The organism is Levilactobacillus suantsaii (assembly GCF_014069315.1).
Lineage (GTDB): Bacteria > Bacillota > Bacilli > Lactobacillales > Lactobacillaceae > Levilactobacillus > Levilactobacillus suantsaii.
Genome location: NZ_CP059603.1, coordinates 1551178 through 1566797, shown reverse-complemented (window position 1 = coordinate 1566797; position 15620 = coordinate 1551178). Strand labels below are relative to the sequence as shown.

Genomic DNA, 15620 nt, shown 5'->3' with positions numbered 1-15620 from the left:
GGCATCAAACCAGGCGTCAAACGTTAGGCTAGCACAGTCTGACCCGCTAACCGGCCAAAGGTGACCGCGTGACTGGCCGTCAAACCGGGAACCCGGTCCGGGTAAGCGCCCCAGAAGAAGCCCCCCGCACAGTTGCCAGCGGCGTAAAGCCCTTGGATTGGATCAGCATTCCGGTCGAGGACTTGCATCCGTTCGTTGACGTGCAACCCGTCCAAGGTGGCAAGTAAAATTCCCCCTAACGTGACCGCGTAGTACGGGCCACCATCGACGGGGAACATCCGGTAGCTTTCCTTGCCGAAATCCTGGTCTTCGCCAGCAGCACAGAGATCATTGTACCGTGCCACGGTTTTTTGCAGCTGGTCAGCTGGTAATTGCATCTTGTGGGCCAGTTCTTCAATACTGTCCGCCTGTTTCACGTAACCTTTTTCCAGGTACTGTTGAACCAGCTTCTTTTCGCCGTCTGCGCCGAAGATACCAGGCCAGCCTAACCGTGAGCACCCTAACGTGTGGAACTGTTGCAGGTTGTCCATGGTCTTTTGGTTCCAGACCATGACTTCCAAATGTCCTGGTTGGTGCCGGAGTGAATTCATGGCAAACTGATACGGGGCACTTTCGTTGAAGAAACGCTCCCCCTTCAAGTTGACCTTGAGCAGTGGGTAGGAGCCTAAGACGAACTGGTGACTCTTCCAGTCCTTGACGTAGTAATCATCAATATTGGTGCCGACCGGGACCGCGCCCCGATCGAAGATGATGCTGGCCGGTTCGTCGTCGCGGGCAGCCCCCACAGCCAAGGCCGCCAATTGACCAGACCCATCATCGCGGGGGCTTTGAGTATAGGTGTTCTTCTGGAGCAACGTTGGCGCCCACTTCTGCATCAACGCTTCGTTGGCCCCATAGCCACCGGTACACAGGATAACGCCCTTGGTTGCCGTAAACTCACTGATGGCATTGGTCTCGGTGTCCTTGACCCGTACACCAACGACCCGATTTTGGGCGTCGGTCAATAAGTTTTCTAACTTGGTCCGATACTTGAACGTCACACCCAAGTCACGGTCCTTTTGAATCACGTACTTGCCCCAGCCCTGGTCCCAGGATTTTTCATCGCGGGTGACCTCATTACCAGATGGGAATGCCTTGTTGATCAAGTGTTCATAATACGCATCGCCAGTGGCATGGAGGTGGTCACCATTGGTTTTTAAGACCTGCTCTTCCAACCAATCCATGGCTTCGCCACTATGGTTGACCCAAGTCCACAGGAGCTTTTGGTCAACGTTGTCCTGGGCAAACGCCGACAGAAATTCAACTAATTCACGCTTGTCGATGTGCACCCCAGCCCGCTTCTGCGCGGCGCTATCGACCGAGGCAATCGTATTGCGGTACAGGTGATCACTCGACGACTTCTTGTCGATAACTAAGACCTTGGCGCCCTTTTCCGCGGCGGCTCCGGCAGCAAAGCCCCCGGCGTTGGCAGCGCCGACAACGATGACATCGTAAGTTGTTTGTGTCATAATTTAATCAGTCCTTTACGTTAGTCTGCAATTGTTATCGCTTACACGTTCATGGTACGGCAAATTTTGCGGACTGATCACGCGTAAATCGCATACCTTTATGACGAATTGGAATGGTAACTTGTGAATTCATTACAGCTCAAATGCCTACTTTCCGTGGGCCAAACCAAAAGCGTGACTCAGACCGCTACCCAACTCTACGTGTCCCAGTCCACGGTCTCCAAAAACCTAAAGCGCCTCGAAACCGAACTGGGATTTAAAATCATCGCGGTTCACGCCCACCAGACCGACTTGACCCCCGAGGGCCACTACCTCTACACCCACCTGCAACAACTTGCCGCGCAGTTCAATCAGGTGCTCGAGCACATTTACGCTGATAAAGCGTCGCGACCCATTACGGTCTGCCACTCGATCATCCCCTTCGAACGGGTCTTTTTACCGGCGTTTTTCCACCGCTTCACCGCTCAGCACAATCGACCAATCCAACTCTCCAGTTTTCGTCCGGCCTCATATGCCGCGAGTTTAAACTTATTGCTAAATCAGCAGGCGACCTTCATCCTAATGCAGGAAGATTTCTTCCATGCCGACCCGCGTATCGCTTTCACGCCGCTATTGCGCGGCCACTATAGCGTGATTATCCCCCGCGACCAACTCCTGACCCTAAAATCCAAGCTCAGCCTCACCGACCTCGCCCAGCACAAGCTCTGGATTTGGAACAGCACGCCCCCCGTCCATTCTGCCATTCGCCTCAGTAATACGCTCCGCCAAACACTGCCTAACTTGGAATTGACGACAGTCAAAAATATTGCAGAATGTGCGATGTATGCGGCTTCTGGAGAAGGCCTCGGCTTGATTCCCGGTTTTGCCATCGACCCGCAAAACACCGACGTGGTCTACCGACCGTTGGATCTAGACATCCCCATGACTTACGGCGTCAGCTACTTGCGTGCTACCAAGCAAGAGACCTACTTCACCGCCATCATCGATGCGCTGCAAGCCACGGTCGCCGACAAACAAGCCACTTGGTTCTAATTCAAAAACACGCCCCAGTAACGCGACCGGCTTATCCGGTCACCACTGAGGCATGTTTTTTAACAGTCATTTTTAAATGCAGATTAGTCCTTGTAGATTTGCTTAGCTAAACCAAATGCGGACCAAGCTTTTGGCCACCCAGTGTAGAAGGCCAAGTGGGTGATGAGTTCCACCATCTCGTCCTTAGTCACGCCGTGTTGTTTGGCAATCTTCATGTGCGCTTCAAGTTGAGGGACCCCCTGCGTGAGCAGGCTAGCCACCGTGATCAAGCTCCGGTCACGGGCCGATAATTTGTCCTCACGTGACCAAACTTCACCAAATAAAGCATCATCGTTGAGTTCCGCGAATTTCGGAGCAAAGTCACCTAAGTTGTCGCGACCAGCCGTTTGTTTTTCAGCCATAATTATTTATCTCCTTCCACTGCAGCGTATTGTTCATCCGAAACGGGCTCCAACCATTCTGGTGTCCCCGCCGTAATGGCGATGTGGGAGAACCAGCTGTCCTTAGTGGCCCCATGCCAGTGCTTGACGCCGTCGTGGGTCACGACCACATCACCGGCCGTCAAATGCCGTGCGGGCTTGCCGTCTTCTTGGTACCAGCCTTCGCCACCGGTGACCAGTAAAATCTGGAACCCATTGTGATGAATGTGCCAGTTGTTCCGGCAACCGGGTTCGAAGGTCACGTTGCTGACGCCGACACTAACGTCGGGATCGCGCACTAACCCTTGTAAATAACTTTGACCCGTAAAGAATTTGGCGTACGCATCGTTCTTGGCACCCATTGGGAAAATTCCGTCTTTGATTGCTTCATTTTTAGCCATTATATTGTCCTCCTTGCTGAGTTTTAAGCTTGTTTGGTTGGATAAATTGTAAATTCATTAACGTTGACGTCTTCGGGTTGGTCGACCGCAAAGTTGACCACGCGGGCGACGGCGTCCGGGGTGATGCCCACGGCGTCGTAGAACTTCTGCATGCCATTAGCCGTTTGTTGATCGGTAATGGTGTGGAGCAGTTCCGTATTGATAGCCGCCGGGTACAACGAAGCGGTCCGAATGTTGGTACCTTCCTGGGCGCTTTCCATCCGAATGACTTCCATCAGGTTCCGGACGGCAAACTTAGTCGCCCCATAGACCCCGGACCCGGCAAAGCTCTTGATGCCGGCCACGGAAGACGTCGTGATGATTTGACCGTGCTTTTGACCGGTAAACGTCGGCATGACCGCCGCCACGCCGTTCAAGACCCCCTTCAAGTTGATGTCGATCATCGCGTTCCACTCGTCGGTGTGTAGCGCGCTGATTGGGGAGTTCGACATAATGCCAGCGTTGTTAAAGATGACGTCGAGGCCACCAAAGGTAGTCTTCGCCAAATCAACTAAGCCTTGGACTTCAGCCGGCTTGGTCACGTCGGTCACCTGGTAAGTCGCTTGACCCCCAGCATTTTTAATAGCCGTCACAATTGCTTGGAGTCGAGCTTCACGCCGCGCACCCAAGACTACTTTAGCACCATTCTGGGCGAGAAGCTTAGCACTCGCCTCGCCGATACCGGAGGAAGCCCCGGTAATCACGATTACTTTGTCTCGAACTGTCATTTGATGATCTCCTTTGTCCGTCATTTGTTGTCTGCTAACCCTTGTTGGAGCCAATGGTCCACGGCCGGCGCGGCCCGGTCCACCCGCGACCCCCGAATTGGGAGCCCCGGATGGATGACCGCCGTTGGACATAACCGTTGCAGGTCATCTAAACTGTGCCCCAGACCACTCCCCTCGTGGGTCGCAAACGGATAAATCTCACGCGGTGGTGTGGTGGTCTGAGTCAGCAATGTCGCGATGACGCGTGGTACACCGCCGAACCAGATGGGATAACCTAAGACCCATACGGGGGCCCGTAATGCAGCGGACGCCACCGGTTCAATCGCTGGGAACGCGTGTTGCGTTTGTTCAGCGCGGGCCCGTTTCAAGCGTGCCGGGTAAGTCATTGGATAAGGGACTTGCGGATGTAAGGCCACGGGCGCAATGCCCAACCGCTCACCCAGTAACCGGGCGACTTGGGCGGTATGCCCCTCTGTCACCACCGGCGTTTGCCCACGAACCAGGGTTTCTCCGGGGGATGAAAAATCAATCACCGTGAGCATTTAATTTCTCCTTTCAACGGGCCTCATGAACAAGACCTAGTATAGGCGCCAGTTTGATATAGGTCTAATGCCTATAATTATTTGATTAATGCCTTTTAAGCATGCCGTTTATCTTTAACCTGCTAAAAACCTCAGCTGTTTTCCACGTTTCTACATTCCAAAAAGCTGTCAGTCTTTAAATGTAGCGTTTTGTTCGGAAGACCGCTCCTGAATAATCACCACTGACAACTGCCGCCATACTGCGAGTGTGACCCACAAGGCGTTGTTACCGTTAAATTACTATTAGATCCAACAAAAAAAGCGAACCCTGCTTGTTTGGCTCGCTCGATAAAGACGGATTGGGTGTTGCTGACTACTTCTTGTAAGCTCCGATTGCTTTAGCGTAATTCTTAGAAAGCATATGGTTAGTGTAGACTGCCTGCTTGTTGGTTGACTTCTTTTGGTTCTTTGTTTTGTACGCCGCCTTAACGTAAACATGCTTGGCGTTGTACCGCTTGATGGCCTTGCTGAAAGTCATCTTCTTAGTCAAACGGGCATATTTGTCGGCGCCTTTATAAAGGTGAATGCGTGCCCACTTGGCATGGTGCTTGTTTGCAAGACTCTTAGTTGAAACTTTAATCTTACCCGTTACTTTAATGTACTTACCGGACTTAGTCTTGGTTGCTTTTAAATTTGTTACCTTGTAGGCATACTTCTTTGCTGCCTTTTTACTCTTAGTTGTCTTTTTTGATGTCGTTCCATCATAATAATTCTTAATTTTGCTCGGATCAGTCGAATAACTAGCTTCAAGCTCTTTTTTAGCCTTTTTAGACAGCCCAGTTTCTTGGTCTTTAATATTTGCCGCCCAGTTCTTAGCCCCTTGCTTTTTCTTAGCATCGGCATTAGTTGCTGCAACCATCTTAGCGTAAGTTCCATAATCATGGCCATTATATACCCATTCTGAAGCGCTGGCCTTTGTGATCCCTAACGTCACCCCAACACCTAACATTGCCGCCGTTAACATTAAACTCTTAGCTACTCTATTCATAATTGATGGCTTCCTTTGGTTTGATTGTTGATAATAAGATTTGATTGCTAACACTAACTCAAAAAACGTAAAACGGCCTAGATTCCGTGGTGCCATCCCCCGGCTGGTCCAGGATAATTTTACATCAAACTGTTCAGATTGAACATGGTTCAGTTGTTATATGCTGAATTATTTTTGTTCCAGAAGATGTTGATTGCTACTCACGACGTCCTTGTCCAGATACAGGTCTAACTTGTACTCGCTATCAGCTCCGCAAAAAGCGCATCGTTTGCATTTAAACCCGGATAAATAGTGCCTACAGATCGTCGTAGGTACTATTTTGTTTTACGCAGCTGTTAAACATTTATGCTTGGGGCCGGTCATTCAATGGTATCTTACACTTTAATGGAAAATTCGACACACACGAAAAAAGACGCCCGCCCCTAATGGGCAAAAGCGTCTTTGAAATAACGAATGAATTCGGTAACGACTGGAGTCAGGACCCGGTCGCGCCGCCAGACCAACACACAATTGGTCTGGATGGCCGGTTTTAAGGGCAAAAACTTGGTCTCGGCCGGTTGGCGGTTAGTGATGGCCCCGGCAATCATTAGGGCCGCAGCCACCTGGTGGGCCACCAACGGTAAGGCATTAAAACTCAAATTAAAAGTACCGATGATGTTGAGCTGCTGGCGGGTCAACCCCGACCAGTTGGTCAACAGTCGCTGGACTTCCGGGCGATTCGAAATCATCAGGGGCATCCCCGCCAAGTCCGCTGGGGTCACGTGATCTTGCCGGGCCAAGAAGGCGTCGGCCGCCATCAATAGCCCCCAGGTCTCGGTCCGCGGCAACGTCAGCGTGTGGTACTTGTCGGTGTTGACCGGTTCCAAGAGAATCGCCATATCCAATAAGCCCTTATCCAACCGATCGGTAATGATGTCACTGGCCCCACTAAAGATATCAAAGGTCACCTGGGGATAATCACTGACGAAGTCCTCCAACAACATGGCTAAGGTGTCAGAGTTATCAGCCTCAACGCACCCTACCGTAATGTGCCCGCTAAATAATTGTTGACGCCGGTTAACGAACTCCTGGGTGGTCTGTTGCGTGAGTTGGAGGATCTCGGCGGCCCGGCTTTTTAAAAACAAGCCCGCCGAGGTCAACACCAGGCCCTTACTTTGACGGTCGAAGAGCGGCGTTCCCAGTTCGGTTTCGAGGGCGCGTAATTGGCGACTCAGCGTAGGTTGCGTCACGTGCAAGATTGCCGCAGCCCGTGAGATGTTTTCCTCTTCCGCAATCGTCCAAAAGTAACGTAAAACGCGGAGTTCCACAGCAACAATCCTCCTTTAAGATTCAGCGAGTTCCGGGAACAATTGATTCAATTGCCCTTTGGGATCCGTCGTCTGGGTATCCCGTTCCTGCAAGACCTGCGTCACCCCACCGTGGGTGAACATCAACAAGTCCGACCCCAGTTCGTCTTTGACCTGGTAGAACTGAATCCCCGCCTGCATTGCCGTCAAGATGAACCGCTGACTCCGCAGGTTCAAATCCCGGTAAACCGGCAACAACGCCGTGCCATTCAACCGTTGGTAGCGCCAAGCATTGGCGACCCGTAACCCATACGCCATCAAGCTTTGGTGACTGACGTGTGCCATGATTTTAGCGGCGGGCGTCAGTTCGGGATGGGTCAGAATCTCGGCGAGGTCATCAATGGCACTCCACTGTTCCGTATGGGCGTGCAAGTGGTGGGCCATCTCGGTCATGGCGCTAAAGATACGCTCCCCTTCGGCCTGGTACTGCGTTTGCTGGTCTGGACGTTCGAGGGCCACGGCCGTATTTTTCTGCCGACCCGCGGCCAGCACGGCAGCTAGATTCGTCGTCGGCAATGGCGTCACCAGTAGGTAAATCATAAACGTTTTTAAGAAATACAGGGCGTGGCGGCTGACACCGTTGGCCGTGAACGGCGTGTTGTCAAAACCGCCGAATTCCAGGTACCCGATGCCCCCAGTCAAAAAGTCTTGCGGGGTCACTTGCCCCTTCAAGGTCACGGGACCCGCGGCTGGCGAATCTCCCGTAGCCGCCAAGCGTTGCAAGGCTCCTAGATGCGCCCCTAATGAGGTGTACGTTACCGGTGTTCCGGTCGGAAAAGCGCCACAGTGCCGCAAGCTACGGACGGGGCGTTGGGGAATCTCGGGTAAGGTGTCTAAAAACCCCCGTTCAGCTAACGGGGCCGCGCCAAAGAGGTAGGTCAGAAGCCACTGGTAGCGCACGAAATTTTGGGCAATCCGAAAATAGAGTTCGTTTTTAAAGGCCACGACGGAATCGAAATCGGCCGTGTAGTGACTGTAGAGGCGGTGAATCACGGGGTCCGGCATACTATAGCTCAACTTGACTCCCGTTAACCAGTCGGCTTGGTGTCCCGCCCCGGCGCTTGCCAGTTCAGCGGCATCGGTAATCGGTGGCAAACTCATTGGCCAGATTCGGTCATCGGCCTCTAACGAATGGTACGCTACGGTCTGTAAAGTATCCAACCGGTCAAGCGCCCCCCCGATATTCGGATTGGGTTCCGTCACCACCATGATTTGGTTGGGTCGTCGGCCGCGGCGTAAATATGGATGGTCTGGTCGATTGGACCACGCCTGCGGCTGGGGACGCTGGCTTAACCGGCCGCGTCGGTCGACGCGTTGCTCCGTCAGCTTGATGCCGACTAAACTATGATAAAGTTGTTCTGATAAATTTTCTTCTCGAATAACCGCTAATAAATTTTCCAACATGGCGGTAACATCCCCTGACTACAAATAACCCGTTTACTTAAAGTTTAGCCAAAAGCGGCGGTCCTGTCACTAATCTGGCTTAATTTTTTCACAAAAACCGGCAATTGACCCGGCGGTATCCCCCAAAGCTTCTCCCGAGCTAATCTCGGTGACTTAACTAAACGTTCATCGTCATAACCAGCGGGCTAAAATCAACTTTCTAGCCTGCCCAACCAAAAACGACCGGGTTCCCCCAGTCGTTTCAAACTTTCCAGTCGTATGAGCTACCGAATCGTTTCGTGGATCAGTGTAAGGGGTTCGGCGGTGTCACTAATCTCAATGTTCGCGTAGAGCAGGTCTTTAATCTCGGCCACATCTTCTCGATCACTGTAGATGGTCAGAAGCGACTCCCCAGCTTGCACCGAATCCCCAATCTTCTTGTGCATCATGATACCTACGGCGTAATCCAACTGGTCGTCGGCCTTTTGCCGGCCTCCGCCGAGAAGCATGGAGGCAATCCCCATCTCATCGGCCGCCACCTTGCTCACGACCCCGCTGGTCTTAGCAGGCAACTCGATCTGGTATTTAGCCTGCGGCATGATTTCGGGGTGGTCGATGACGTTGCGGTCGCCCCCTTGTGCGGCGACCATGTCACCAAACTTCTGCAACGCTGACCCGTCTTGGATGGTCCCCGCACACATGGCTCGGGCCGTCTTCAAATCAGGGGCCTTTTTGGCCATAACGACCATGTGCGCCCCTAACGTCAAGACTAAATCGGTGATGTCGGCTGGACCTTTACCCTTTAAGATGTCGATGGATTCTTTGATTTCCAGAGCGTTACCGATGGCGTTTCCTAACGGCTGATTCATGTCAGAAATGATAGCCATGCAGTCCATGCCGACGCCCTTACCAATCTCCACTAAGGCGTGGGCCAACTCCCGTGAATCATCCAGGGTCTTCATGAAGGCCCCGGAGCCGGTCTTGACGTCGATGACCAATGCATCGGTCCCCGACGCGATTTTTTTACTCATGATGGAGCTCGCAATCAACGGAATCGAATCGACCGTGTCCGTGACGTCGCGTAAGGCGTAGATTTTCTTATCAGCCGGGGCGATATTGCCCGTGGCCCCCACGATGGCACACTTCACGTCTTGGACTTGGTTGATAAAATCTTGTTCGCTGATTTCCACGGTGTAACCTGGGATGGCCTCCAATTTATCCAACGTGCCCCCCGTATGGCCCAGACCCCGACCTGAAATCATCGGTACCGGGATGCCTAATGCGGCCACGATGGGTGCCAACGGGATACTGGTCTTATCGCCAACCCCACCGGTCGAGTGCTTGTCGGCCTTGATGCCGTCGATTGAGGAGAGGTCCAGATGGTCCCCCGATTTCATCATGGCCATGGTCAGTTCGGAACGCTCCGCATCGGTCATGTCCTGAAAGTAGGTCGCCATCAAAAACGCACTGGTCTGGTAATCCGGAATCTCACCGGAGACCACGCCACTAACGAAGTCCTGAATCTCATCAGCGGTCAGTTCGCCACCATTTCGTTTCTTATCAATAATGTCTACCATTCTCATGCTGAAGTTCACTCCATTTCTACTGGTCACGCCCTGTTGGACGTTGCTAATCGGTCATTTAGCCACTAGAAGGCGGTCGGCTGATGTTGCCAGCTAACCGCCCCCAGCTTTAAGTCACTTTAAGTAATTCCGCTGCTGCGTGTTGATCGATGATGAGGCAGTTGGGATACTTGCCCCGTAATGCCGCTTGCACCGCAGCCACCTTAGCGTCGCCCGCGGCCACCAAAATCGAGTGGTCCTTGCGCCGCAAACTGGCCAACTCAATGCCAATCGTCCGCCGATTCAATTCGGGATCGACGATTTCACCATTTTCGTCGATGTAGCGCGAGAAGATGTCGCCGACCGCGTGCTGTTGCAAGTAGTGTTTCTCCTTATCTTGAAGGTAACCTAATTGAAACACCAGCGCGGTACTGCGAACGGTCCCTGCCGAATAGATCGCGATATTGGCCTTTTCGCCCAGCTCTAGGAGGTACTGGATGTGCCGCTCGGCTTCCACCAGTTCCTTGGTTTTTTGGTGGTCAAAGATCACCGGTAGCGGTAAGTACTGGGGCATCGCGTGAAAGGCATTGGCAAAGGCATCGATGCTTTCGTACGCATAGGTATACTCCGTCGAATAACTGACACTCCCTTTGAGCTGAATCACCTCCACCCCCGTCAGGGTGTCGGGTTGCAAATTCTGGCCAATCGCATAAATCGTTTTCCCCCAACCGATCCCAATAACATCGTGTTCCGAGACGATGCTTTCGAGGTAGCGGGCCGCGTACTGCCCGACGGTATTCAGGATTTCGCTAGCGGCCGTGAGCTGCGTCGGCACCACGTGGACTTCCACCTGGTACGCCTGGTGCAACTCCTGTTCTAACGTCTGGACGTCTTGGACGGGATCCACAATCTGAATGCGAACCAACCCCTGTTTACGGGCAAATTGTAACAGCCGCGAAACGGTAGGCCGGGAAATCCCTAGTCGTTGGGCAATCTGACTTTGACTTTGATTGGCCTGATAATAGAGCTTGGCAACGGTCAACCCTTGGGCAATCCGTTCATCTGTAGTCTCTGCCATGTCATTGCCCCCTCGTTTGGGTGGTCACCTCACTTAGATGACCCCCACAGTTATCGAATGGCGGCTTCGAGCGCCACCTTAATCATGTCATCAAAGGACTTTTCCCGTTCCTCAGGCGTCGTCGATTCACCAGTGACCAAATGATTGCTGATGGTCAACACGGACATCGCCTTGACGTGGTACTTGGCCGCAATCAGGAACAAAGCCGCTGATTCCATTTCGGTAGCCAGCACACCGTAATCGACCAACTTTTGCCGGTCCATTTCATCGTTGTAGAACCGGTCTTCAGCTAAAACATTGCCGACCTTTACTGGGATGTGCAGATCTTGCGCCGCATGGTAGGCGTTGTCCAGCAAACCAAAGTCGCTGATGGGTGCATAGTAGATGCCCCCACCAAAGACATTGTGGATGATAGACGAATCGGTCGTCGCCGCCTGGGCTAAAATCACGTCGCGCACGTGAACATCGGGACTCATCCCGCCAGATGTGCCGACCCGAAACAGCTTCTTGGCCCCGTACTCCGTGATCAGTTCGTGGGCGTAAATGGAAATCGATGGGATTCCCATCCCAGTCCCCTGAACGGAGATGCGGTGACCCTTATAGGTCCCGGTATACCCGAATGCATTGCGCACCTTGTTGTAACACACGGGATTTTCAAAGTAGGTCTCCGCGATATACTTGGCCCGTAACGGGTCCCCCGGCATCAAGACCGTGTCCGCAATATCGCCTGATTTGGCTTCCAAATGGTTGCTCATGATGTTTCCTCCTTAGTGAGTCATAACTACTGTAAATCCGCTAAGAAACTCTGACCTTCATTGTTACCCTTGACACCAAAATTGTCCAGGACTGTTGCCCCAAAATCCGCAAATGGGGTTCGAATCCCGAGTGAACCGCCCTGCTTGAAACTCGGGGAATAAACCACTAACGGCACGAATTCCCGCGTGTGGTCACTGCCCGTGTAGGTCGGGTCGTTGCCGTGGTCGGCGGTGATCATCAACAGATCATCGTCGTGCATATTCGCTAACACGGTGCCCAAACGTTGGTCAAACGCCATCAACGCCTGACCAAAACCATCAGGATTGCGCCGGTGGCCGTACATCGCGTCGAAGTCCACCAAGTTGGTGAAGCAAAAACCAGTAAAGTCTTCTTGCATCACGTGATCAACGTGGTCCATCCCGTCCATGTTGCTTTCGTTATGGTAGCCTTCGTCGATGCCATGACCGGAGAAAATGTCGTTGATCTTGCCGATTCCCACCACGTGGACGCCTGCTTGTTGCAGTCGGTCCAAATCGGTCGGGCCGGTGGGTTCCAACGTGAAGTCTCGCCGGTTCGCAGTCCGGGTGAAGTGCTGGCCGTCCGGACCCACGTATGGCCGGGCGATGATGCGGCCGACCAGATACTCGGGACCGTTGACCAGCGACCGGGCGTACTCACAGATCTTGTAAAGCTCGTCCAAGGGAATCACGTCTTCGTGGGCGGCAATTTGTAAGACCGAATCCCCCGACGTGTACACGATGAGGTCGCCGGTCTGCATCTGGTGTTCCCCTAATTCAGCGATGATCTTAGTCCCAGATTCCGGGCGATTCCCAATGACTTTCCGTCCTGAGAACGCTTCCATTTTCTGGATGATGTCAGCCGGAAAACCGTTGGGGAAGGTATTCAACGCTTTGCGGACCGGTAAGCCCATCATTTCCCAGTGGCCATCCATCGAATCCTTACCTGCCGAAATCTCTTGCATCTTGCCATAATAAGCATGCGGGTTCTGAGCTACCGGTACGCCGACAATCGGAGTGTCCCGTAAATTCGAGATACCTAGTTTAGCCAGGTTCGGCAACGCTAGTTTCCCGGCAAAATGTTCGCCGACGTGGCCGATGGTGTCGGCCCCGGCGTCACCAAACTGCTTGGAATCGGGAGCGGCTCCAGTCCCGACGGAATCCATTACAATGCCAAAGATACGTTTGAATGTCATACTGTTCTGCCTCCTACAACTGTCATGTCATCCTAATAACCGGCCTTTTTCGCGGCGGGCTGACCCGTTAAGATTGCCACCGTGGCACTGACCCCCAAGCGGCTGGCCCCGGCGTCGATCATGGCGAGCGCTTCCTCTTTACTGTGAATCCCGCCGGACGCCTTGACGCCTAAGCGGTCGCCCACGGTCTGCCGCATCAGTTTCACGTCGGCGACCTTGGCCCCCGCCGTAGAGAACCCGGTGGACGTCTTCACGAAGTCGGCCCCGGCCTGTTCACTCAACTGGCAACCCGTGACGATTTCATCGTTGGTCAGCAAGCTGGTCTCCAAAATCACCTTCAAAATTTTGTCCTTGGCGTGGACGGTCGCCGCCACGCTTTGAATATCTTCTTTTACAGCCTCATTGTTACCCGATTTTAATTCACCGACGTTGATGACCATGTCGATTTCTTCGGTCCCGTCATCAATGGCCGTCGCCGCTTCGAAACTCTCGCTAGCCGTGGCCATGGCCCCTAGTGGAAAGCCCACAACGGCGATAGGATTGACGGAACTGTCCTTCAATTGTTCAGCCACGAACGGAATCCAGTAAGAATTCACGCAGACAGAAGCCACGTTGAATTGTTTGGCTTCTTCGCAGGTTTGGCGGATTGAAGCTTCGGTCGCATCCGCTTTTAAATTGGTGTGGTCCAGGTATTTCGCCAATTCTGCAGTCGTTAATGTCATGATTATGAAACCCCTTTCATTTGTCACCCTTAATATACCGAATCTCTGCACATTTGTAAAGGAATTTATTGAAATTATGTTCAAAAGCAATCCAGATAGATAATTAATTCACAATAAATCCCAACACCGTCCCTGCGCGCCCACCTCACTAGCTTGCTCCGTATCCTAACCAACTACTCTGGCGGAGGAGCCAACGTTAATCGCGACTATTAACCATCATTAGGCTATGTTCAATTATTTTGGGAGGGACTGGCTCAAGCCGCACCGTTGCCGTCAAACCCATGGTCCCGTCATTAGTTGTGCCCCATTAGTATTCCCGCTCGCCTTACCAACTCGGTCTGCCGGCTTATCATCGATTGCGCGGGTCAATGCCGTGGGGTACACTAAGAGCGTAAAATCTAATGGCGATGACGTTCGCCAAAATAATTGAGCAATCAATTGATGACGTCTACTGGCTTTATTTCCCCCTGCATAACTTGCGATGCCCGGGAAAAACCGGTAGATGTCTTTTTTTGAAAGCGCGAAAGGGAGTAAATTTTTATGTCTGTTGTGATTGAACAAGTTAAAGCACGGGAAATTTTCGATTCACGGGGAAACCCTACCGTTGAGGTCGACGTCATCCTGTCCGACGGGATTCGGGGTCGCGCGGCGGTCCCATCCGGCGCTTCCACTGGGGAGAAGGAAGCCGTCGAATTACGGGATGGCGGCGAGCGTCTGCAAGGCAAAGGTGTCGCCACGGCCGTCAAGAACGTGACCACCGAAATCAACGCGGCGTTACGCGGCGCAGACCCCTTCAACCAGGCCCACGTGGACCAAATCATGATCGACCTCGATGGGACGCCAAATAAAGCGCGTTTAGGGGCTAACGCCATCTTGGGTGTCTCCATGGCCACGGCTTGCGCGGCGGCGCTGGAAACCCACCAACCTTTGTACCGGTATTTAGGCGGTGAAGACCTCGAACTGCCCCAGACCTTCCACAACGTCATCAACGGTGGCGAACACGCCGATAACGGCATCGGCATGCAGGAATTTCTGATCACCGCCGTGGAACGGACTAGCTTCCGGGACGGGTTCGAAAAGATCGCCAACACCTACCACACCTTAAAGAAGGTCATCGAAGACGCCGGCTTTACTACCGGATTAGGTGACGAAGGGGGCTTTGCGCCGGACCTTAATTCGTCGGAAGAAGCCTTAAAGATGTTACGGGAAGCCATCGTCAAGGCCGGCTACGAACCCGGCAAGGAAATCGCCATCGCCTTTGATGCCGCCGCATCGTACTTCTATAACGACCAGACCAAGAACTACGACCTCGAGGGCACGACCTACACGCCGGACGAACTCAGCGACTACTACGGTAAGCTCCTCGACGAGTTCCCCGAAATCATTTCCGTGGAAGACCCGTACGATGAAAATGACTGGGAAAACTTCGAGAAGTTCACCCAAAAGTATGGTGACCGGGTCCAAATCATCACCGATGACAACATCTGCACCAACCCGAAGTTGATTCGTCAGGCCATCAAGGACGGCATGGCCAACGCCATCTTAGTCAAACTGAACCAAATTGGGACGGTCACCGAAACGCTAGAAGCCATGCGCTTAGCTCGGAAGAACGGCTACAACACCATGATGTCTCACCGCTCCGGTGAGACCGAAGATACCTTCTTAGCCGACTTCACGGTCGCGACCAATGCCGGACAACTGAAGTCCGGGGCGCCAGCTCGTTCCGAACGGGTCGCTAAGTACAACCAACTCTTACGGATCGAAGAAGAGTTGGGCCAAGACGGGACTCGGTTAGCGAAGTTCCCCAACGAGGTCGACGCCGATTAACTTCACACTAGACTGTGGGGAGTCTTATTCGTGAAGG

15 protein-coding genes and 1 riboswitch are annotated in these 15620 nt (G+C 52.9%); of the genes, 2 read left to right on the top strand and 13 right to left on the bottom strand.

Going from position 1 to position 15620, the window contains the following annotated elements:
• Positions 1-23: 23 nt before the first annotated feature.
• Positions 24-1508, bottom strand: a complete 1485-nt coding sequence (locus H3M12_RS07235) for an FAD-dependent oxidoreductase (RefSeq protein WP_129032891.1) — start codon at positions 1506-1508, stop codon at positions 24-26.
• A gap of 156 nt (positions 1509-1664) precedes the next feature.
• On the opposite strand from H3M12_RS07235, the gene H3M12_RS07230 reads away from it, so the two are divergent.
• On the top strand, positions 1665-2540 hold the full coding sequence (locus tag H3M12_RS07230; protein ID WP_182150570.1) for a LysR family transcriptional regulator: 876 nt from the start codon (positions 1665-1667) through the stop codon (positions 2538-2540).
• A gap of 83 nt (positions 2541-2623) precedes the next feature.
• Here H3M12_RS07230 and H3M12_RS07225 read toward each other — a convergent pair whose 3' ends face one another.
• The 12 genes from H3M12_RS07225 to deoC form a co-directional block, all read right to left on the bottom strand.
• Positions 2624-2941: a carboxymuconolactone decarboxylase family protein gene (locus H3M12_RS07225; protein ID WP_129032893.1), complete on the bottom strand. Its 318-nt coding sequence runs from the start codon at positions 2939-2941 to the stop codon at positions 2624-2626.
• A gap of 2 nt (positions 2942-2943) precedes the next feature.
• The gene (locus H3M12_RS07220; RefSeq protein ID WP_129032894.1) at positions 2944-3360 is read right to left on the bottom strand and encodes a cupin domain-containing protein; all 417 of its coding nucleotides are present in this window, start codon (positions 3358-3360) and stop codon (positions 2944-2946) included.
• Positions 3361-3383: 23 nt separating this feature from the next.
• Positions 3384-4127, bottom strand: a complete 744-nt coding sequence (locus H3M12_RS07215; protein ID WP_129032895.1) for an SDR family oxidoreductase — start codon at positions 4125-4127, stop codon at positions 3384-3386.
• A 20-nt stretch (positions 4128-4147) separates the two neighbouring features.
• Positions 4148-4669, bottom strand: coding sequence for a flavodoxin (locus H3M12_RS07210; protein WP_129032896.1), 522 nt, complete (start codon positions 4667-4669; stop codon positions 4148-4150).
• A gap of 352 nt (positions 4670-5021) precedes the next feature.
• A complete protein-coding gene (locus tag H3M12_RS07205) occupies positions 5022-5696 on the bottom strand; it encodes a hypothetical protein (protein WP_129032897.1) in 675 nt (224 codons plus the stop codon).
• Between the two features lie 422 nt (positions 5697-6118).
• Positions 6119-7003: a LysR family transcriptional regulator gene (locus tag H3M12_RS07200; protein WP_182150569.1), complete on the bottom strand. Its 885-nt coding sequence runs from the start codon at positions 7001-7003 to the stop codon at positions 6119-6121.
• A 15-nt stretch (positions 7004-7018) separates the two neighbouring features.
• Entirely contained in the window at positions 7019-8446 is a 1428-nt protein-coding gene (locus H3M12_RS07195; RefSeq protein WP_182150568.1) for a gamma-glutamylcysteine synthetase, read from the bottom strand.
• 263 nt (positions 8447-8709) lie between these two features.
• Complete coding sequence (locus tag H3M12_RS07190) at positions 8710-10008, bottom strand: pyrimidine-nucleoside phosphorylase (protein ID WP_182150567.1); 1299 nt, start codon at positions 10006-10008, stop codon at positions 8710-8712.
• A 109-nt stretch (positions 10009-10117) separates the two neighbouring features.
• The gene (locus H3M12_RS07185) at positions 10118-11065 is read right to left on the bottom strand and encodes a sugar-binding transcriptional regulator (protein ID WP_129032899.1); all 948 of its coding nucleotides are present in this window, start codon (positions 11063-11065) and stop codon (positions 10118-10120) included.
• 50 nt (positions 11066-11115) lie between these two features.
• Positions 11116-11820, bottom strand: a complete 705-nt coding sequence (gene deoD, locus H3M12_RS07180; RefSeq protein ID WP_129032900.1) for a purine-nucleoside phosphorylase — start codon at positions 11818-11820, stop codon at positions 11116-11118.
• 26 nt (positions 11821-11846) lie between these two features.
• Positions 11847-13034, bottom strand: a complete 1188-nt coding sequence (locus H3M12_RS07175; protein WP_182150566.1) for a phosphopentomutase — start codon at positions 13032-13034, stop codon at positions 11847-11849.
• A 32-nt stretch (positions 13035-13066) separates the two neighbouring features.
• Entirely contained in the window at positions 13067-13756 is a 690-nt protein-coding gene (deoC, locus tag H3M12_RS07170) for a deoxyribose-phosphate aldolase (RefSeq protein ID WP_129032902.1), read from the bottom strand.
• 394 nt (positions 13757-14150) lie between these two features.
• A riboswitch (Fluoride riboswitch) is annotated at positions 14151-14214 on the top strand.
• 82 nt (positions 14215-14296) lie between these two features.
• On the opposite strand from deoC, the gene eno reads away from it, so the two are divergent.
• Positions 14297-15583, top strand: a complete 1287-nt coding sequence (gene eno, locus H3M12_RS07165; protein ID WP_129032903.1) for a phosphopyruvate hydratase — start codon at positions 14297-14299, stop codon at positions 15581-15583.
• Positions 15584-15620 lie beyond the last annotated feature (37 nt).

Coding starts and splice junctions, on each gene's coding strand:
- H3M12_RS07235 (WP_129032891.1), bottom strand. CDS start 1,508: ATGACACAAACAACTTACGATGTCATCGTTGTCGGCGCTGCCAACGCC.
- H3M12_RS07225 (WP_129032893.1), bottom strand. CDS start 2,941: ATGGCTGAAAAACAAACGGCTGGTCGCGACAACTTAGGTGACTTTGCT.
- H3M12_RS07220 (WP_129032894.1), bottom strand. CDS start 3,360: ATGGCTAAAAATGAAGCAATCAAAGACGGAATTTTCCCAATGGGTGCC.
- H3M12_RS07215 (WP_129032895.1), bottom strand. CDS start 4,127: ATGACAGTTCGAGACAAAGTAATCGTGATTACCGGGGCTTCCTCCGGT.
- H3M12_RS07210 (WP_129032896.1), bottom strand. CDS start 4,669: ATGCTCACGGTGATTGATTTTTCATCCCCCGGAGAAACCCTGGTTCGT.
- H3M12_RS07205 (WP_129032897.1), bottom strand. CDS start 5,696: ATGAATAGAGTAGCTAAGAGTTTAATGTTAACGGCGGCAATGTTAGGT.
- H3M12_RS07195 (WP_182150568.1), bottom strand. CDS start 8,446: ATGTTGGAAAATTTATTAGCGGTTATTCGAGAAGAAAATTTATCAGAA.
- H3M12_RS07190 (WP_182150567.1), bottom strand. CDS start 10,008: ATGAGAATGGTAGACATTATTGATAAGAAACGAAATGGTGGCGAACTG.
- H3M12_RS07185 (WP_129032899.1), bottom strand. CDS start 11,065: ATGGCAGAGACTACAGATGAACGGATTGCCCAAGGGTTGACCGTTGCC.
- deoD (WP_129032900.1), bottom strand. CDS start 11,820: ATGAGCAACCATTTGGAAGCCAAATCAGGCGATATTGCGGACACGGTC.
- H3M12_RS07175 (WP_182150566.1), bottom strand. CDS start 13,034: ATGACATTCAAACGTATCTTTGGCATTGTAATGGATTCCGTCGGGACT.
- deoC (WP_129032902.1), bottom strand. CDS start 13,756: ATGACATTAACGACTGCAGAATTGGCGAAATACCTGGACCACACCAAT.
- eno (WP_129032903.1), top strand. CDS start 14,297: ATGTCTGTTGTGATTGAACAAGTTAAAGCACGGGAAATTTTCGATTCA.